At 50.9% G+C, this 19,412-nt stretch carries 19 protein-coding genes and 1 pseudogene; 14 read left to right on the forward strand and 6 right to left on the reverse strand.

All coding sequences use genetic code 11. The features are described from left to right. Positions 1 to 170: 170 nt before the first annotated feature. The 5 genes from AACW87_RS08195 to pseF are packed head-to-tail and all read right to left on the reverse strand — an operon-like array spanning position 171 to position 4,692. Positions 171 to 416 carry a hypothetical protein gene (locus tag AACW87_RS08195; RefSeq protein ID WP_241324692.1) on the reverse strand — a complete coding sequence of 82 codons (246 nt, stop codon included), beginning with the start codon at positions 414 to 416 and terminating at the stop codon, positions 171 to 173. Further along, positions 413 to 1,705 (reverse strand): motility associated factor glycosyltransferase family protein, encoded by a 1,293-nt coding sequence (locus AACW87_RS08200; RefSeq protein WP_241325020.1) that lies wholly within the window; start codon positions 1,703 to 1,705, stop codon positions 413 to 415. Before AACW87_RS08200 ends, AACW87_RS08195 begins: the two co-directional genes overlap by 4 nt. Continuing rightward, a complete protein-coding gene (gene pseI / locus AACW87_RS08205; protein ID WP_241324693.1) occupies positions 1,698 to 2,744 on the reverse strand; it encodes a pseudaminic acid synthase in 1,047 nt (348 codons plus the stop codon). The genes AACW87_RS08200 and pseI overlap by 8 nt, the downstream gene beginning before the upstream one ends. A 6-nt stretch (positions 2,745 to 2,750) precedes the next feature. Continuing rightward, positions 2,751 to 4,007 (reverse strand): UDP-2,4-diacetamido-2,4,6-trideoxy-beta-L-altropyranose hydrolase, encoded by a 1,257-nt coding sequence (gene pseG, locus AACW87_RS08210; protein WP_241324694.1) that lies wholly within the window; start codon positions 4,005 to 4,007, stop codon positions 2,751 to 2,753. Next, a complete protein-coding gene (pseF, locus tag AACW87_RS08215) occupies positions 3,997 to 4,692 on the reverse strand; it encodes a pseudaminic acid cytidylyltransferase (RefSeq protein WP_241324695.1) in 696 nt (231 codons plus the stop codon). Before pseF ends, pseG begins: the two co-directional genes overlap by 11 nt. A 163-nt stretch (positions 4,693 to 4,855) precedes the next feature. Between pseF and AACW87_RS08220 the strand changes: the two genes are divergently transcribed. The 14 genes from AACW87_RS08220 (at position 4,856) to AACW87_RS08285 (ending at position 18,549) form a co-directional block, all read left to right on the forward strand. Continuing rightward, positions 4,856 to 5,392 carry a GNAT family N-acetyltransferase gene (locus AACW87_RS08220; protein WP_241324696.1) on the forward strand — a complete coding sequence of 179 codons (537 nt, stop codon included), beginning with the start codon at positions 4,856 to 4,858 and terminating at the stop codon, positions 5,390 to 5,392. Next, on the forward strand, positions 5,389 to 5,622 hold the full coding sequence (locus tag AACW87_RS08225) for an acyl carrier protein (protein WP_098981500.1): 234 nt from the start codon (positions 5,389 to 5,391) through the stop codon (positions 5,620 to 5,622). Before AACW87_RS08220 ends, AACW87_RS08225 begins: the two co-directional genes overlap by 4 nt. After that, positions 5,622 to 6,371, forward strand: a complete 750-nt coding sequence (locus AACW87_RS08230; protein ID WP_241324697.1) for an SDR family NAD(P)-dependent oxidoreductase — start codon at positions 5,622 to 5,624, stop codon at positions 6,369 to 6,371. Before AACW87_RS08225 ends, AACW87_RS08230 begins: the two co-directional genes overlap by 1 nt. Further along, positions 6,371 to 7,741, forward strand: a complete 1,371-nt coding sequence (locus AACW87_RS08235; RefSeq protein WP_241325021.1) for an AMP-binding protein — start codon at positions 6,371 to 6,373, stop codon at positions 7,739 to 7,741. Before AACW87_RS08230 ends, AACW87_RS08235 begins: the two co-directional genes overlap by 1 nt. Beyond that, positions 7,741 to 8,799 carry a LuxE/PaaK family acyltransferase gene (locus AACW87_RS08240; RefSeq protein WP_241324698.1) on the forward strand — a complete coding sequence of 353 codons (1,059 nt, stop codon included), beginning with the start codon at positions 7,741 to 7,743 and terminating at the stop codon, positions 8,797 to 8,799. Before AACW87_RS08235 ends, AACW87_RS08240 begins: the two co-directional genes overlap by 1 nt. Next, positions 8,778 to 9,983, forward strand: a complete 1,206-nt coding sequence (locus AACW87_RS08245) for an acyl-CoA reductase (protein WP_241324699.1) — start codon at positions 8,778 to 8,780, stop codon at positions 9,981 to 9,983. Before AACW87_RS08240 ends, AACW87_RS08245 begins: the two co-directional genes overlap by 22 nt. 172 nt (positions 9,984 to 10,155) lie before the next feature. Beyond that, positions 10,156 to 11,100, forward strand: a complete 945-nt coding sequence (locus AACW87_RS08250) for a glycosyltransferase family 2 protein (protein ID WP_241324700.1) — start codon at positions 10,156 to 10,158, stop codon at positions 11,098 to 11,100. Beyond that, a complete protein-coding gene (locus AACW87_RS08255) occupies positions 11,030 to 12,235 on the forward strand; it encodes a glycosyltransferase family 8 protein (protein ID WP_339385731.1) in 1,206 nt (401 codons plus the stop codon). The genes AACW87_RS08250 and AACW87_RS08255 overlap by 71 nt, the downstream gene beginning before the upstream one ends. A 14-nt stretch (positions 12,236 to 12,249) precedes the next feature. After that, on the forward strand, positions 12,250 to 12,912 hold the full coding sequence (locus AACW87_RS08260; protein WP_241324702.1) for a class I SAM-dependent methyltransferase: 663 nt from the start codon (positions 12,250 to 12,252) through the stop codon (positions 12,910 to 12,912). A 23-nt stretch (positions 12,913 to 12,935) separates the two neighbouring features. Beyond that, positions 12,936 to 14,246 (forward strand): glycosyltransferase family 2 protein, encoded by a 1,311-nt coding sequence (locus tag AACW87_RS08265; RefSeq protein WP_241324703.1) that lies wholly within the window; start codon positions 12,936 to 12,938, stop codon positions 14,244 to 14,246. A 42-nt stretch (positions 14,247 to 14,288) separates the two neighbouring features. Continuing rightward, positions 14,289 to 15,614, forward strand: a complete 1,326-nt coding sequence (locus tag AACW87_RS08270; protein WP_241324704.1) for a glycosyltransferase family 2 protein — start codon at positions 14,289 to 14,291, stop codon at positions 15,612 to 15,614. A gap of 17 nt (positions 15,615 to 15,631) precedes the next feature. Then, a complete protein-coding gene (locus AACW87_RS08275) occupies positions 15,632 to 16,732 on the forward strand; it encodes a DegT/DnrJ/EryC1/StrS family aminotransferase (protein ID WP_277606746.1) in 1,101 nt (366 codons plus the stop codon). 13 nt (positions 16,733 to 16,745) lie between these two features. Continuing rightward, positions 16,746 to 17,279, forward strand: a complete 534-nt coding sequence (locus AACW87_RS08280; protein WP_241324706.1) for a class I SAM-dependent methyltransferase — start codon at positions 16,746 to 16,748, stop codon at positions 17,277 to 17,279. Between the two features lie 7 nt (positions 17,280 to 17,286). Then, positions 17,287 to 18,549 (forward strand): ATP-grasp domain-containing protein, encoded by a 1,263-nt coding sequence (locus tag AACW87_RS08285; RefSeq protein ID WP_241324707.1) that lies wholly within the window; start codon positions 17,287 to 17,289, stop codon positions 18,547 to 18,549. A gap of 94 nt (positions 18,550 to 18,643) precedes the next feature. On the opposite strand, the pseudogene AACW87_RS08290 reads toward AACW87_RS08285, so the two are convergent. Further along, positions 18,644 to 19,396 (reverse strand): annotated as a pseudogene (locus AACW87_RS08290) (IS5 family transposase); the annotation flags it as partial. Positions 19,397 to 19,412: the final 16 nt, after the last annotated feature.

A 19,412-nucleotide genomic window follows, 5' to 3' on the forward strand; every position in this document is an offset into this window, starting at 1 on the left:
ATTGCATTGTTATAACTTCGCTATAAATATATTTCCCACCAGACTATCCACCTGACATAGGTTTTAAACAAGAGTCTTGTTTATGGCACATTTTAAATGTATACCCTTCGACATCAAAATTAGACTCTTCCTGAATATGTTATAAGGTGTTTTTCCTTCATTATAAGTATCTACGAAGCTGGGGACTGAAGCAATGCAGTGAGCTCTCCCTCCAGCCAGTCGGCTAGCCCTAACCAGTCGTGGCGTTCCTGACAGGCCAGCAAGGCGCTGATTATGGTGACCGCCTCATTATGATGCTCCGAGGGGATGGCTTGCAGCACCTTTTCAATTAAAGTTGGCAGGAGCAGGGCGCTCTCAACGTGATGACCAAGGCGAAAGTTCTGGGCAAGCGCTATACACTCTTTTCTAATTTTCATGCTACGAACTCAGGGTGATAGCTGCAATGCAGCAGTGCTGCACCGTCTCGGCTGCAGTTCCAGAACCGCACACCTGGATGCGCTGCTATATAACGCTCAAGTTCGATCTGGTAGGTAGTAAAATTGGGATTGGTGCTGACTCGTTTGCCATGTCCATCTAGCACCCAACTTAGGGCTTGACTGGCAATAGGGCCAAGGGCTCCATCCTGCCAACCAGTGTGGGTTTGGTCACCGGGGAAAGCGAAATCACAGCCAAGCAAGATGACCTCCAAGCTACCCATCTTCACTGCCAAATCAACAGTTGGATGGATGACGCTCCCTCCCTGGTGTAGTACCCCTCTGGGGTGGGATTGTCGTAACTTGGTATATATAGGGCTAGGAGAATAGGTCACAAGGCGAGGGCCAGGCCAGCTGGATAGAGTGTCACTGGGTACCATGGGAGCATAAACGAGAGGCACATTACCTATTTCCTGGCTGGCCATCTTGTCCGGGGTTAGAGTATCGTCAATACAGACTACGACATGGGGAGTGATACCATGTCGTCGAAGGGGCGCGAGCGCAGTGTCGACACTGAGTACAAACCAATCCGGATGGCGAGCGAGTTGCTCAGCCAGGGTTGGCAGGTGTTGCGCCAGAGTTGGGCCACTGGCAATGACCAGAGCGGTAGAGCCTACCTGTGTGTTAAACAGGCTGGCGACATCCCCATCATGGTGAATATAAGGTAGGTTCTGTTCCAACCGTTCCTTGACCCGAGGTGAGTCCGGATTAAAGCGTTGACGAACATACCCGGCCATCACTTCGCTCACTAGACGGCCACGGATGCGATATGCGGCATCTTCGGCTAGCTCCAGCTCGCTGGGTAGGGCAAAAAAGGGGAGGGATATCTCTGATTCATCCCCTGCCAGCTTCAAATGTACTCTAGGATCTTGCAGCCAGTCATCGTGCTCAAGCAGAGCAAGTACCAGAGCAAAAAGAGAGCGATGCATAATATGTACATGTAGCGTTTTCAGATGTGGACGGGTGAGTAGGACACGCTGTAAGTCCCCGAGTCCAGTACCGTATATGTGCAATGTTTGCACTTCGGGAAGGCTCGTTGCCTGTAAGTTGGCCTCCGCTACACGGTCATGACGGCTGGTGAGTTGTATGCCGTTAACCAGCAAGGTACTGCCAGCTCCCTCGCACAACTCCACCTGTAGGTCGCCCAATTGCACCTCGGTAAGGATCGCCGCCAAGGCTGGCCAGCGCTGTTCAATTAGCGCTAGGTGGTGGCGTAGCCGCTCTTCATTCATCTTGTTCAATCCACTCCCAGCTCAGCGGCTGATTGGCTGTCATGTCGCGGCTGACCAGCTTGCCGATGAGTCGATCGTAATCGGCAGGGGGCAGGCCGAGGGCGGGGCGCACCGACTTGATGTGGGCGGCGGTGAGCGCCTCTCCGGCCGCAATATCTTTGACCAGATAGAGGGAGCGACGAAAGGCGCGGTTGCCCTGCTCGCTCTGGGTGAGCTGGTAGTCGGCCACCCCGAGCGCCGCATGGGCGGTGTTGACCGAGGCAATGAGCTCGGTGAGCTCGGCCGGTTCCATGGAGAAGGCGCAATCCGGTCCGCCATCGGCGCGGGCCAGGGTGAAGTGCTTCTCGATGAGGGTCGCCCCGAGCGCTGTGGCGGCGATGGCGGTCGCCGCACCCAGGGTGTGATCCGAGAGCCCCACCTCTACGCCAAAGCGCTGGCGCAGCATGGGGATGGTGCGCAGGTTGTATTCGGCCGCGGGCGCCGGATAGCCGCTGACGCAGTGCAGCAGCGCCAGCTGGCCGCTGCCATGCTTGAGCGCCATCTCGACGGCGGCGGCGATCTCGGCTTCGTTGGCCATGCCGGTGGACATGATGAGCGGCTTGCCGGTCTGGGCGGCGTAGCGGATCAGGGGCAGGTCCACCAGCTCGAAGGAGGCAATCTTGTAGGCCGGGCAGTCGAGGGATTCCAGCAGATCCACGGCGCTGAAATCGAACGGGCTGCTGAACACCGTCAGCCCCAGCTCGCGTCCCTTGGCAAACAGGGCCTGATGCCATTCCCACGGCGTGTGCGCCCACTCGTAGAGGTCGTACAGACTGTGACCATCCCACAGGCCGCCGTGGATCTGGAACTCGGGCCTGTCGCTTCTGAGGGTGATGGTATCGGGTCTGTAGGTCTGCAGTTTGACTGCACTGGCTCCGGCCGCCTTGGCGGCGGTCATGATGGCCAGCGCGCGTTCCAGGTTGCCGTTGTGGTTGGCCGAGAGCTCGGCGATCACGTAGGGCGCCTGCGCCGGGCCTATGGATTGATGGGCGATCTGCATCTGTGGTTAGGCTCCTGTGCCAAGTTGCCAGCCTTGCGGCGCCGGCTGCCAGGGGGCAGGGGGCGCTATCTGCGGTGGCTCGGCAAGATAGAGGGGAAATTGGGAGAAAATTGTCTGCAAGCGATGTGCCAGCTCTTGCCACTCTGTGGGCTGAAGTGGCCGGGTGGCCTGCCATGTCAGCCGCTGGCCGCTCAGCGTCAGGGTGAGCAGATGTTTGTCATCCTGGTGGAACTGCCACTGCTGGCCGTCAGGCTCCAGCTGGTAATCGGCTTGGGGCAGCAGCCAGGCGGCGAGGCGATCCAACCCCAGGCCATCTACCTGTTGCTGGCCGCGCTGGCGATAGTCATCGGCCTGTCGCTCCAGCCGCTGCAGGGCCTGCAGGAGCTGCGCCGGCTCGGCCAGCTCGCTCAGCGTCAGCCGCTCGGCCAGCTGGAAGCGGGCTATCACTTGATCGTTGAACTGCTGGTTGTCGACTATGGGCACCGCCAGGGTCGGCAGGCCGAGGCAGGCTCGCTCCCAGGTCATGCCGCCGGCGGCGCCGATGGTGAAGTCATGCTGATTCATCAACTGCGCCATCTGATCGCTCTGGCGCAGCAGCACTATCTTGAGCTCGGACAGCTCGGCCACCCTCTGCTCCAGCTCGGGCCAGAAGGGGTTGGCGCCGCCTGCCACCAGGGTCCACCGGATGGTTCGCGCCCAGGGCAAGCGGGCCAGACTGTTGAGGGTAGTGAGGCAGGCACCGGCCGGGTCGGCGCCGCCGAAGCAGATAAGCCCTTGCTGCCACTGGCTGGTTTGTTGACGTGCCAGCTGGCGATAGGCGGGCCTCAGCAGGGCATAGTCGGTGCCAAGCAATAGTCGGCAATCGGCCGGAATCAGCGGTTGGTAATCGGCGGCTGTGCGCAGTGGTCCCTGATCCAGCTGCAACTGGCAGTGGTGCGGGCGATCGGCCAGATCGTCGATCACCAGCAAGCGGCCACAGTGGATCGCCAGTTTTTGTTCGACCATGTGGTCAATTTGGTAGTGATCGAACACCAGCCAATCGGGCCGCAAGCCAGGCAGCGGGCCGGCGTCGTCCAGCGCGCTCAGGGAATGATGGTGATGGGGCTGCAGCAGCGGCAGCAGATGTGCGGGCAAGTCGTGGCAGAGAAAGTGGCACTCGGCCCCCGCCGCCCGCAGCCGATCGGCGATGGCCAGGCAGCGCATCAGGTGGCCCAGCCCTATTTCGGCGCCGGCATCGAGCCGGAAGGCGACGTTAAACGCCATCCTGGCTCAGCACCCGATAGAGCAGTTCGGCCAAGTGCCAGTCTTCCGGCGTATCTATGTCGACCACCCTGTGCCTTGGCAGAATATGGCCGATCCCTTCCCCGCCTACCGGGCTTATGCCCCCCAGCCAGGCCGCGCGGCTGCCCCAGTAGAACTGGCCGGCATCCTGGTAGGCGGGCTCCAGATCCTGGGATCGTTTCGCCATCTGCTCCGGCCAGAAGGGGCTGACTCTGCCCTGCGTGTCCATGCGCACCGCCCGCTGGATGGGGAAGCCGAATTCGGCCACCGTGTAGACGAAGGGCGCCTGGCTGGCGAGCAGGTGATCGTGGGCGGCGCTGAGATCGCTGGCCTGAATGAGAGGCACAGTGGCATAGATGCAGCAGTAGTGTTCTGCCTGGATGCCGAGCTGGTCGAGTCGCCGGATGGTATCGATCACCACCGGGGTGGTGCCGGTATGGTCGTCGGCCAGGCTGGCGGGGCGCAGGAAGGGCACCTCGGCGCCGAGTTGGCGGGCAACGTCGGCGACCTCCTCATCATCGGTGGAGACCACAATGCGGCTGAAGCAGCCTGCCGCCCTGGCTGCCTGAATGGCGTAGGCGAGCATGGGCTGGCCGCAGAAGGGGCGGATATTCTTGCGGGGAATGCGCTTGCTGCCGCCCCGGGCCGGAATGATGGCGATGGCCATGGTGCTCTCTCCCTGAGGGACCCGGCGTAACGGCCGGTATGATAATTGATGACAACTCTTTGATTATTTTTGATATTATACTGATTTCCTCTCTTATATTATCGCTTTTTACTACGGAATTGTTCCTTGGTGGTCGATAACATGGGCAAGTGATGGGAAGTGGGTGGTATTGAGCATGAGTTATGGTGTCGAGCTGCGCCCGGTTCAGCAGTGGGACTTGCCCACGCTGAGGCGCTGGCGCAATCAGGATGAGGTACGGCTGCAGATGGTCGAACAGGCGCTCATCTCCCCCCGCCAGCAGCGGCAGTGGTTTGCCAGCAGCCGTGAGCGGCCGGATCAGCTGCACTGGGTGCTCTGGTGCCGGGGTCAGCGGGCAGGCTACGTCAATCTTAAAGGGGAGACGCGGCAGCCGTTGCAGGGGCAGCCGGTGGCTGACGCCGGCCTCTATCTGGGCACCTCCACCGTTCGTCATCCCATGCTGGCCGTTGCCGCCGCCCTGTCCCAGCTCGATCAGGGTTTCGATACCTTCGAGCTCGGCTGCATCCGCACTCTGGTGCGCGCGGGCAACGGCGCCGCCCTTCGCCTGAACGAACAGCTGGGTTATCGCCAACATGGGCAGGAGGGCGACTTTCTCGCCCTTGAACTGCAACCCGCCGATTATTATGCCGCCCGTGAACGGCTACGGAGATTTTTCAGATGACTACAGCGTTGGAACAGGTTTTCGCCGATGCCCTCGGCATAGACGTCAGCACCGTCAGCGACGGGCTGGCTTACAACAGCATTCCCCAGTGGGACTCCGTCGCCCACATGGGCCTGATCGCCCAGCTGGAGGATTGCTACGGCGTCCTGCTCGATACCGATGACATCATCGACATGAGCTCGGTCGCCAAGGCGCGGGAGATCCTCGCCAAATACGGGGTCGCCCTCTGATGCTGGGGCTGCTGCAGGGCAAGCGGGCGCTGATCACGGGTGCCGGGCGCGGCATTGGCCTCGCCATCGCCCGCCAGTTTGCCGCGCAGGGGGCCGAGCTCTGGCTGGGGGGCCGCGATGAAGCGGCCATGAGCCAGTTGGCGGCCGCCCTCGGCGCCGAGTTCGGCGTCCCCTGCCAGCCGCTCTGTTTCGACGTGGCCGAGCCGCAGGCGGTCAAGCAGGCCTTTCAGCAGTTGTTTGCCCGGACGCGCCAGCTGGACGTGCTGGTCAACAATGCCGGGATACTGGAAGAGGGGCTGCTCGGCATGGTCAATCAGGCCCAGCTGGAGCAGACCTTCAGCCACAACACCTTCAGCGTTGTCTATTGCAGCCAGTATGCCGCCCGCCTGATGCAGCGCAGCGGTGGCGGCAGCATCATCAATCTCGCCTCCCTGATGGGGCGGGTGGGCGCCGCCGGGCTCAGCAGCTATGCCGGCAGCAAGGCGGCGGTGATCGGTATCACCCAGTCGCTGGCCAAGGAGCTGGCCGTCAGCCAGATCCGGGTCAACGCCATAGCCCCCGGCTTTATCGATACCGAGATGGCGCGTGCCATCCCGGACCAGAAGTTCGCCGAGCGTCTCGCCAGCATCGCCATGGGGCGGATCGGCACGCCGGACGAGGTGGCCAGGGTAGCGCTGTTCCTCGCCTCCGACCTGTCGAGTTACGTGACCGGTCAGGTCATAGGCGTGGATGGAGGCATGTTGGTTTGATGAAGCAACGCCATCCTCTACTCGCCCATCTGCATGAGGATAACCCGGCGCCGGCCTGGCGGGATCCGCTGGATGGCTGGCTCTCCTACGGCGAGCTGGCGCGGCGGGTAATGCAAGTGGCGGCGACTTACCCGAGGGAGCGCAGCCTCGTCTATCTGCCCTTCTTCACCCGCACTTCCCATCTGCTGCATTATCTGGCCGCTCTCAGGCTGGGACATGCGGTGATGCTGGCGGATCCCGCCCTGCCATTGGCCCAGCATCAGGCCAGCTGCCAGCAGTTCGCCGTGACCTGCCGGGTAAATGAAGCAGGGGAGTTGATCCGTCTCAGGGAGAGCAGCCCACTGTTGCACCCCGAGCTGGCGGTGCTGTTGCCTACCTCGGGCAGCACGGGCAGTGCCAAGTGGGTGCGCCTCTCGGGCCGCAATCTGGCCGCCAACGCTGCCTCCATCGCCGACTATCTGGCGCTGACGACGGCCGAGCGAGCCATCACCAGCCTGCCGCTGTTCTACTCCTATGGCCTCTCGGTGCTCAACAGCCATCTGCTGGTGGGTGCCTCCCTGGTGCAGAGCGAGGGGAGCGTGCTGGAGCGCGACTTCTGGCAGCAGATCGAGCAGCACGGCGTGAGCAGTTTTGCCGGGGTGCCCTTTACCTATCAGATGCTGGCCCGGCTGCGCTTTGACTGGGCCCGGTATCCCTCCCTGCAGACCCTGACCCAGGCGGGGGGGCGACTCGAACCCGCGCTGGCGCAGCAGTTTGCCGAACAGGCGCTGCGGCTGGGGCGCCGTTTCTTCGTCATGTATGGCCAGACAGAGGCGACGGCGCGCATGGCCTGGCTGGCGGCGCACGAGGTGGTCACCCATCCGGATGCCATCGGCCGCGCCATTCCCGGCGGCCACTTCTCCCTGCGCGAGCTGGAGGGGGGCAAGCCCGGGGAGGGGGAACTGGTCTATCGCGGCGACAACGTCATGCTGGGCTATGCCACTACCGTCGAAGATCTGGTGCAGGGCGCCCTGCTGCAGGAACTGGCCACCGGCGATCTGGCTCGCAGTGACGAGGCGGGCCGCTACTACATCTGCGGCCGTCTCAGTCGTTTTCTCAAGTTGTTCGGCAAGCGGATCAGCCTGGCAGAGGTCGAGAGCCAGCTCCATCGCTGGGGCTGGTCGGGGGCTTGTGGCGGGCGTGATGACAGCCTGCTGGTGGTCGTCGAACCCCATGACGAACTGACGGCCGACGGCTTGCAGCGTGAGCTGGCGCAGTGGTTACAGGCACCGCCACGGGCGGTGCGGGTGATACAGGTGGCACAGCTGCCGCGCACCGCCAACCACAAGATTGACTATGCCGCCCTGACCAGACTGGCGGAGGAGGCGTGATGGAAAGCTTGCTCGCCGCCCCCATCTTCGACCTGCCCCAGGCCGCCAAACAGGCGCTGTTGCTGGCGCGGCTCAATGCCCTGACCCGTCACCATGTCGAGCACTGTCCCCCTTATGCCAATGTGCTGCATGCCTTCGGCTGGACGACTGACGCTGCCGATTATGGCGCTCTGCCCTATCTGGCGGCCCGGCTGTTCAAGCTGGCCCAGTGGCAGAGCGTGCCCGAGGCTGAGGTGTTCAAGGTGCTCACCTCGTCGGGCACCACGGGAGCGCCGTCACGGATAGTGCTGGACCGGGAGACCGCAGCGTTGCAGAGCAAGGTGCTGGTGAAGATACTGCAGGAGTTTGTCGGCAAGCAGCGGCTGCCCATGCTGCTGGTGGAGCAGCCCGCCCTCATCCAGAACCGCAACGGCTTTTCGGCGCGTGGTGCAGGTGCCCTGGGGCTCTCCTTTCTCGGCCGGGACCACACCTATGCCCTCGACGAGCAGATGCGGCCCAACTGGCCGGTGATAGAGGCATTTTGCGACAAATACGCAGGTCAGCCTGTGCTGCTGTTCGGCTTTACCTTCATGGTCTGGCAATGCCTGCTGGAGCCCCTGCGCGAGCGCGGACTGCACCTGCCCTTTGAGCAGGGCATTTTGTTTCACAGCGGCGGCTGGAAGAAGCTGCAGCATCTGGCGGTGGACAATCCCGCCTTCAAGGCGCGTTGCCGCGATCTGCTGGGGCTGGGCCGGGTACACAACTTCTACGGCATGGTGGAGCAGGTGGGCTCCATCTTCGTCGAGTGCGAGCAGGGGCACCTGCATGCCCCCGTGTTTGCCGATCTGCAGGTGCGGGATCCGCTTACCCATCAGCCACTCGGGGTCGGTCAGCCCGGTTTGTTGCAGGTGATCTCCGCCATTCCCGGCAGTTATCCAGGCCACAGCCTGCTGACCGAGGATCTTGGCGTGCTGCTGGGGGAGGATGACTGCCCCTGTGGCCGCCATGGCCGTTATTTTCAGGTATCAGGACGCCAGCAAGGCGCCGAGGTGAGGGGATGCAGCGACACCTTCCAGTGACGCCGCCTGCGGCGGCAGAGGGGCTTTGGTTGACGGGGCCCGACGTCAGCTTCGTGGCACCGGCTGCCAGCTGGCAGACCTTCTGCCCGCAGCCGCTGCCCTGCTTCGCCCCCGTCATCTGCGACTTCGTGGCGGCCCTGTCGACCCGCCTGCAGCAGGAGGGGCGGCGTCATCCCGATCTGGCCGCGTTCGGCTTCTGGCTGCGGCCGCGCCAGCTGGCCAGAGAGCGGCAACGGCTGCAGGGGCGGGGGCCGGTGGGGGTCGCGTTTCACCTGGTGCCCTCCAACGTACCGACAGTGGCCTTCTACTCCTGGCTGATGGCCCTGTTGATGGGCAACCCCTGCGTGGTGCGGCTGTCGTCGCGCCGCGATCCGGTACAGGATGCCATGCTGGCCATACTGAACGACCTCTTCAGCCAGGTTGAGTGGCAGGGGATCGCCATGCGCACCCGCTTCATTCGCTATGGCCACGACGAAGGCACCACCGGCTGGTTGTCGGCCCGCTGCCGGCTGCGCATCATCTGGGGCGGCGACGAGACCATCCGCCAGGTGCGGGCCATTCCTCTCTCTCCAAGTGCACAGGAAGTGGTATTTCCGGATCGCCGCTCCATGGCGGTGCTCGACAGCCACTGGCTGGCCGGGCTGGATGCTGTGGGCTGGCAACAGACCCTGGGTGCCCTGCAACAGGATTGCACCCGTTTCAATCAGCAGGCCTGTGCCTCGCCGACCACCCTCTGCTGGCTGGGCGAGCCCGACGAAGCGTTGCGCCGCCGTCTGCTGGAGGCCCTGTTTGCGCCCTTTGCCGACGATCCCGCTCTGGTGATGGAGCGGCTCATCCACAGTCAACAAAATGCCGCCCTGGACGGTGAGATGCAGCTGAGCACATTCCCGGGTGTCACCTTATTGACTCCAGCCGCCTCCCTGCGGCTCGCACACGTCGGAGGAGGTACAGTCGCCGAGTTTGTGGCCGATACCCTGAATGAGCTGCTGTTGCAGCCGTGGGATATGCAGACCTGTGTCTGGGTCGGTGCACACAAGGCGCAGCTTGAGGATGCCTTGCCGAATGCGCCCACCTGCCGCATAGACAGGGTGGTGGCGCCGGGACAGGCGCTGGCATTCGAGTGGCACTGGGATGGGATAGACATGCTGCACGTTTGCGGCCGTGGCCTTGTCCAGCATGAATAATCGGGTGTGGCTCACATAAATCCCGCAGCTTCAATGGATTAGCTTGGTCAGGCATATCTCTTGCAGTAAAACCTGACAGAGAGGGGGGGAAGGGTTGACAGGGACCGTGCGGTAGCCTTGCCCATTTTCTCCCATCCGCTTCTTTTCTACTCATCTTCTCTTGGATTTCCCTATGAAAGTCAGCGTATTGGTGCCTGTCTACAATCTGGCGCGCTTCATCGAACCCTGCCTGCTCAGCCTGCTCGAGCAGCAAACTGATTTCGAGTTCGAGGTGATCGCCATCGATGACGGCTCGAGTGATGACTCCTGGGCCATCTTGCAGCGGCTGGCGCGGCAGTGGCCTTTGTTACGTGTGTCACAGAATTCACAGAATATGGGGGTGTGTCTGACTATCCGCGCTTTATTGGGACAGGCTCGGGGCACATATATGGTGTATGTCGATGGTGATGACTTGGCCCTGCCCGGTAAGCTGCAGGTGCTGGCCGACCATCTGGATAGGCATCCAGATTGTGGTTTCGTTTATCACGAAGCGGAAGTATTTGATAGTGATACGAGCCGGACAACCTCGCTGTTTAGCAGGGATTATTACAATGCCAAATACATCCCTGATCGAGCAGGTCCGGAGCATCTGGTGCAATATGGACTCTTTTTCAATACCAGTTCCTGTGCTTTTCGCCGGCATGCAAGAATGCTGGATGCAGTGAATCTGGGCTGCCACATAGTGAATGATTACTCTTGGCATATTCTTAATTCATCTTATCTGGGCGGAAATATAGACCGTATTCTGCAGGTATATGGGCGTTATCGAGTCCATGGTGACAGTATCTGTGGATCTATTCGCACTTCTGAAGCCCATCGCAAGCTTGCTTTGCAAGATATGCTGGCCGCGTGTGATTTGGCGCTCCAGGCAGGAATTGATGAACAGATAGTCAATAGAGGGAAAAGTCACTTGTGGTTTTCTACAGCGCTGTATTTTTTGCGCGCCAAAAACTGGGCGTTGTTTAATACCTTTATTACTTATTCCGTTCAGTATCGGTGGTTCTTTGATGAGCGCCATGAGTTTGCTTGGCAACATAAAAATGAACCTGAACTGGTACGTCGAAGGATATTTGGTTGATTTACAGCGTTTACCGGGGAATCACATGAGAAAAACCATCCATGTTGCCTTCTGTATTGATGATGCCTTTGCAATTCATCTGGCAGCCTTGATATATAGTCTTGGTAAGCATCTCAATCATGACTTCCAATTAATGTGTCATATTTTGGGTAGGCTAAATGAACAAAACATATTCAAGCTGTCGGCGTTGGTTTCCAAAAATACAAACATTCAGTTTTATGATAAATTCCCAGACTATAAAAACATTCCAATCAGTGACCTTTATAATAATAGATTAAATGAGGTTACTTATTATCGTTTCGCCATACCTGAAGCATTGCACAATATTGAAAAGGTCTTGTTCATTGATGCAGATATGATTGCGGTGGGGAATATCAGTTCGCTCTGGTCGATAGACATGGGTGATGCCGTTGTTGCTGTGGTTCTCGATCACATATTAGGGTTCGATAAGGACAAGCAACAGGAAAGAGGAATCTCCATAGGAAGATATTTTAATGCTGGATTCATGTTGATGGATCTTGTTAAATGGCGAGCTAATAATATTAGCCAGAAGGCATTGGACTTACTTATTGAGAATAATGGTTTTGAACACAATGATCAGGATGCATTGAATATTGTGCTGGAAAATAGAACGTTCTATCTTGACTGTAAATGGAATGCTCAACCAAATCATATTAACAGGGTAGATTCCCTTGAACCTGTCCTGGTTCATTTTTGTGGACAGGAAAAGCCATGGCATATTTCATCAATACACCCTTATACTGAACATTATCGCATTTGTCGTGCAAAAACATTATATAGCAATGAAGCCCTAGAGTGTTTTCTTGATAACGATGACTATCGTTTACTTAGTCAATTGTTAGCAATATTTCCTATGGGGGGTAAACTTGCAATTTGGGGCTGTGGTCAGCGTGGACGACGCCTGTGTCATTATCTGCAAAGCAATCATCCAGACTATATTTTGGTATATTTCATTGACAAAAATATCCACGGAAAATTTTTGGGAATGAAAATATATAATTCAGTTCAACTAGATGAAAAAGTAGATGCAATCATTGTCGCATCTATCCCATATCGTAATGAGATAGTGGCTGAAATCGAAAATTCAGCTGCTGCTGGTATAATTGTTATTTAGGATAAAAGATCTACATGATCAAAGAGAAATGGGAGACTGGTATTCGTTCAGAAATTAGATTCTGGACATCATGGACGGATAGCCAGGGAGGGGAATGGCCTTGTGATTTTGCGGATAGATTAAATCCGTTTCTTCCGCTGCAGAGTATATTTGTTGAACTATGTGATAAATTGCAGGGGAATGTTATCAATATATTGGACTGTGGTGCCGGACCATTGACCATAATCGGTAAGCAGCATCCAACCAAGCAAGTAAGGATCTCGGCGATAGATGCGCTGGCTGATGAGTACCAGAAGCTTGTGTTTCCATCACCTCCTCCAATATTGACCGAGTTTTGTGAAACCGAGCGATTACTAGAGAAGTTTGATGTTAATACATTTGATATATCCTATGCACGAAATACGCTCGACCATAGTTACAATCCACTGGTTTGTATATCCAATATGATATCGGTAACTAAGGTCGGTGGTTATATATACCTACAGCACTCCCAAAATGAAGCTGAACATGAAAATTATATTGGAATGCATCAATGGAATTTTTGTGTAAAGGATGCGGATCTTTTTATATGGAATAAAGACGAGGAATTCAATGTCACTAAGATGTTCAAGGATATGATAGACATTGAAAGCATCTCTTCTGATGGTGTGGCTGATGTTATTCTTATAAAAAGGTAATGTCCTATTGAATGGAGCTGCTCATGTTGATATCTATAGTTATTCCTTGCTACCAACAGGAAATGTATTTAGAAAGAGCCCTTGATTCTGTTATGATCCAGGATTGCAGATCATTAGAGGTCATTATCGTTGATGATGGTTCAACCAAACCTGTTGTGCTTCCTGTAAAAAATTATTCATTCCAGATAAAATTGCTCAGGCAATCTAATCAAGGTCTTTCGGCCGCCAGAAATACCGGGATAAAGCATGCTAATGGTAAACTAATAAAGTTTTTGGACGCCGATGATACATTGCTGCCAGGCTGTCTAGCTGCTCAAACGGCCAGTATCAGATTATTACCTGGGACCATAAGCATCATTGGTTTTAGTGAGATTAATGAGGATAATGACCTCTCCAGAGAGGTTTTTCCTGCTTTCGGTGATGTGATTCCTGCTCTTATGATAGATAATTTGGCACCAGTTCATTCATTTCTTTTTCACAAGTGTGATTTGCTTGATGTTGCTGGTTTTGATACTACAACAAGAACAGAATATGGATGTGAGGACTATGATCTTGTTTTTAGAATGGCATTAAATGGTAATAGCTTTATAACTATACATAAAATAGGTGCAGTATATCATCGACGTGATGGAACAATGTCTTCCAATCTAGATAAGATGAAGAGTGCCATATTTAATGTGTGGATGTATAATATATTGATTATTATAAAGAATAATAAAATTATGCGTCCAGAATATTTAATTCCTATGTTAGTTGGTTTATCACGGCGTTTAGATAAAAAACCATGTGACTCTATACAGGTAATAGATGACTTGAATGCTGAGTTGATAAAACATTTGTACAATATAAGGCATAGATTTAACTTTGGGGAGTTACAACTCTTACTTGGCCTGATAGATAAGCACCATGAGTTGCAGTTAATCTCCCAATATATAAAGTCAGTTGTTAAATTGGCCAGTGTCTCACCATCTATAAAAATACAAGAGATGCTTGATTATCGAATGTGTTTATTGGGTATGGGATATAGGTTTTCTGATCAGCGTATACGTAATATATTATATTTTGGTAGTAAATTTAATAATAATTTTGCCATATACGGTGCTGGCGAAATTGGACTAAGAATTAATAGCTTGTTATCAGCGGCTGGTATCAGGCCAAAGTATATAATTGATAAAAATCCATCAAAGTATTATGGCGTTTATGAAGCCTCTATTTTGTCATCTGAGAGTATTTCTGAAATTGACGTCAATGCAATTATTATCGCATCTGATGCTTATTACAACGAGATATATGAGTATTTGCTTTCTGTTCGACCGGAGTTCGAAGTAATTTAATTATTTAAATAACAATTTAGATTGCCATCTCGGTGTTTAATTATGAATAAAGGCTTACCAGACATTATGTTGTCAGGGTGTGAGGTGATGGTTTCCATTTTGTGTCTTTCATTCAATCATGAGAGATACCTACGACGTGCGCTTGATTCTATGATTATGCAAGAAACCAATTTCAGATTTGAGATTCTGGTGCATGATGATGCTTCTACGGATCAATCGTATAATATTATCACCGAGTATGAGAAAAAGTATCCATTGCTCATTAAAAGTCTGAAGCGAAGTGATAATGTGTACACCAAAGGGGATTTACTTTCTATATGGAAATTTTTTGCAGAAAATGCAAACGGATGTTTTTTTGCTTTTTGTGAAGGGGATGACTATTGGTGCTCTAAAGAAAAATTACAAAAGCAGGTATCAGCATTAGTTGCTAGGCGAGGAGATATATCATTTCATCCGACAAGAAGGCTCAATGCAAAAACAGGGGGATTTAATGGTATTTATGGTAAGCATCTAGTTTCCGTTGAGCCTGGAGAATCTGAATTTATTCCATTTTCAGTATTGGGTGAGCTATTTATCACAAGTACTATTCACATATCTTCTGTGGTTATCAGCAAGTATGCATTTTCTACATTTTATGATTTTTTTTCTAAGCATCCATGGCTTGATGTTGGCGATTATTTTATAAAGTTGATGGGGCTATTTTCTGGAGCAGTTTATTTAAACGATTGTATGTCTGTATACCGAGAATTTGTGTCTGGATCTTGGAGTAGTACCAGAGAAAAAAATATCCCCCTGCAGATGTCGCACTGTATTAAAATGCTTGCTGTATCTAAATATATTATGGAGTTGCATGATGGCAAATATTTAAATCTTGGTTTTCGGCACCTTCAAAAATATACACTGGAACTACATACATTGTTACAGGGAACTTCAGAAAAATATCTTGCAGATAGTTTTTATTCTGGGTTGAAAACAAATTTAGAAAATGAAATAAGTGCTTTAGCTCCTAGTAATGTAATATATTACGGTGCAGGTAGTATATATAAGTCAATAGTAAGAAATACTGATCGCCATATAGTGATTGATAAGGGGGTTGTCATGATGATGGAAAATGGGGTAGTTATTTCTAAAACCGCTATTGAGACCTATGTATTCCCAACTGACGATATCATCGTCATTACGCCTCTGTTTAGAGGAGTATCTATTCGTGATGAACTCATATCGAAATGGGCACCATATGGTCACTACATTGTACTTGATGACCTTCTTTCTATCGATTTTGTAAATAATAGTATTTTTTCATCTGTGAAGGAGTATCTATGCGCTCAGCATCAAATTAAGAATATTTCCCATTTATTGATGTGTTAATTTAGGAAATGTTATATATGAAAGATATTCCAGTTACAAAACCATATTTACCTCCTTTGGGAGAGTTCATTCCATATTTAGAGGAAATATGGGAAAACCATCAGTTGACAAATAATGGCCCATTTCATAAGCAGCTAGAAAAAGCTCTCTGTGAATTTCTTGGGGTTGAGTACTTATCTCTTTTCACCAATGGTACATTGGCCTTAGTGACAGCTTTACAGGCATTGAGAGTCACAGGAGAAGTGATTACAACTCCATATTCTTTTGTTGCTACTAGCCATGCACTAATATGGAACAATCTCACCCCTGTATTTGTTGATGTTAAACCGGGGACGTTTAACATTGATCCTTCAAAAATTGAAGAAGCTATTACCCCAAATACGACTGCTATCTTACCTGTCCATTGTTATTCGACACCTTGTGAAATAGAAGAAATTCAACGAATAGCAGATAACTATGGCCTACATGTTATCTATGATGCTGCGCATGCCTTCGGTACTCATTATAAAGATGAAAGTATCTTGAAGCATGGTGATATGTCTGTACTTAGTTTTCATGCAACAAAGGTTTTTAATACTTTTGAGGGCGGTGCGATAATATCTTCATCTGCAAAAATGAAGAAAAGAATTGATTATTTAAAGAACTTTGGTTTTTCTGACGAAGTGACTATCGTTGCGCCTGGTATTAACGCAAAAATGAGTGAGGTTAATGCCGCATTCGGCCTATTGCAATTAAAGCATGTTAATGATGCAATTTTACAGAGAAAACAAGCGTTTGATATTTATTGCAATGAGCTATCAGAAATCGATGGTATCATTTTGCCTTTGCAGGCTCAGAGAGATAATATTAACTATTCATATTTCCCAATCATTGTTGATGATGCTTATGGTATGAATAGAGACATGCTTTATGAAAAATTGAAAATTGGTGGAATCTATGCAAGAAGATACTTCTATCCATTAATCAGCAATATGCCAATGTATAAAAGTATCCCATCTGCATCTCCTCTTAATCTCACACATGCAAATGACCTCTCCAATAAAGTAATATGTTTACCATTATATCCTGGCCTTGATGAAAATGATCTTGATAGGGTAATAATGTTGATTAAGAATTGACTAGGAGCTTTTAATGAAAACAGTATCTGATTTTGATATACATGTTTATCATGTTATAAGAGAAAGTGTTAGTATTTTCTTAAAGAGCCAGGCAGAAAAGCTAGACGCTATAGATATGATGATCTTAGATATTGCACCCCAAGTTCATCTAGGCGCGGCAGAACATTTTGTGAAGGCAAGAATAATGACTGCAGATATAAATCCAGATGCAGAACCAACATATGTAATCGACATTACTGAAAATAACAAGGAAGTCATCTCTGACAATAAATTTGATATTGTTGTCTGTACGGAAGTCCTAGAACATACTTTGAATCCATTTTCTGCAATTACAGAAATATATAGAATACTGAAAAAAGATGGAATATTGTTATTAACTACGCCATTCAATTTTAGGATACACGGCCCTCTACCTGATTGCTGGAGATTCACTGAGCATGGTATAAAGGCCCTTCTAAAAGATTTTACATCGGTAGAAATTATTGCTATTGAGGATGAAGAAAGGTTCCTTATGCCATATCAGTATACTACTGTAGCAATAAAGTGAGTGTAATATGAAAAGGGTTCTTGTATTTCCATGTGGTTCTGAAATTGGCTTGGAAGTGCAACGTGCTTTAGCACAATCAATACATTTTGAATTGATTGGTGGAAGTAGTTGTCAAGACCATGGCCAATATTCATATGCCAATTATATTGGTAACATACCTTATGTCACCGATTTTTATTTTATCGAAAAATTGAATGAAATTATAAAAAATGAGAAAATAGAATACATTATTCCTGCTCATGATGAGGTGATTACATTCTTGGCTATTAATCGGGAGGTAATTGATGCGGAAATCGTGACTTCTCCTGCTGATGCATGTGTCATATGTAGGTCTAAAAGTGCGACATATAATGTGTTTTCATCATTAATAAAAACACCTCATATTTATTTGAATGATATACCAGAAAGGTTCCCTGTATTTATGAAACCTGATGTTGGTCAGGGTTCCAAGGGAATAAAAATTATCAATGACTCTAAAGAAATGGCATTCTATAGAGATAGAGAGCCGAATCTATTGATGCTCGAATATCTACCTGGTAAAGAGTTCACTGTTGATTGTTTTACTGACCAATATGGAAGGCTGAGATTCTGCTCTGCACGTGAGCGAGGACGCATTGCAAACGGAATATCTGTCAACACTAAAATTGTCCATCATTCAGATTTTGATTCTATCGCCAGTATTATAAATGGAGCTATTAATTTACGTGGAGCATGGTTCTATCAAGTAAAGGAAAATGCTGAAGGAATTCTTACATTACTTGAGATCGCCCCAAGAATCGCAGGTACTAGTGCAATTACAAGTGTTAATGGTGTCAATCTTATTGAGCTGTCTCTATATGATAGAATGGGAGTTGATGTTAACTTCTACTCTAATAATCTTGATGTCGAAGTTGATCGTTCATTGTCTTCTAAAATAAAATTAAAGTATGATTTTTCTCATATATATGTCGACTTTGATGATACGTTGCATGTCAATGGAGACGTAAATTATGAAATGATAGCATTTATATATAAAATGAGAGCTGAATATAAAAAAATCCACCTTATTACCAAACATGGTGGTGATATATTTAAGTCACTTGATGAATTAAAAATTTGTCATGGTGTCTTCGATGAGATTATTCATATAGATAAATGTAGCAATAAATATGACTATATTAATAGTTTTCCCGCTATATTTATTGATGATTCATTCAAAGAGCGAAAAAATGTGAATGATAAATTAGGAATTCCTTCATTTTCAGTTGATATAATTAGAATGCTTATATAAGTGATGGACGTTCTAATTGCGGTGATTTGTTTCACCGCAACATATGCACAGATCTCGTTATTATCTGACACAGGCCTCAGCCTAGGCTGTGCTCTCAAAATGTTAGTTTTCTGTCCACCAATAATTCCCGTGAATAACGAAGGCAAAAAGCTAGCTTGATAAAAGCTGCAAAACTTCCCGCCAGCTTTTCATATCTTGTTGAAAATCGGCGAAACTTCTTCAATCATCCGAAACACCCCTCTACCACATTGCGTCTGCGATAACGTACTTTGTCCAATATTATGGTGCCGCTGCTGATCGCGGCGCTGCGGGATGACCGCTTTTACTCTCCTGCGCCAGAGTTTGGCCTGGAAAGCCTTACTGCTATAGGCCTTGTCTGCGGCAAGATGAGCTGGACGCATGCGATAATGGTCTGATGAGGTCGGTATCCTGGCTATGGCCAATGCACTTGTCGCATATCTGATTTCCGCTGATTACCCCGGCGAAAGGCAGAACCTCAGCGGCAAACCATTACCATCAGTGACCAAGTGGACTTTGCTGCCAAAACCGCCATGCTGGTGGTTAAGTGATTGATTAATATTTGGTTTTTAGTTATCCGGCTGTATCTTTGGACGCCCTGACATTGGAGCCGTCAAGACACCACAGGCCGAAGTCAATAAGGCTCTTCATTGAGATGCAGTTGCAGCGCTTCAAGGATGGTATCGATGCAGTCTGTACTCTGCCAACGTCGAAAGATGTTATAGGCCGAACTCCATGGGCTGAAACGTTCTGGCAGATCTTGCCAAGGTGCGTCGGTGTGGAGTATCCAGAGAATGCCATCGAGCACCTGGCGTGACTCGCGAGTTGGGGTCCGCTTATGCGGT

The sequence above is a fragment of the Aeromonas sp. MR7 genome, assembly GCF_963899385.1.
Taxonomy (GTDB): domain Bacteria; phylum Pseudomonadota; class Gammaproteobacteria; order Enterobacterales; family Aeromonadaceae; genus Aeromonas; species Aeromonas bestiarum.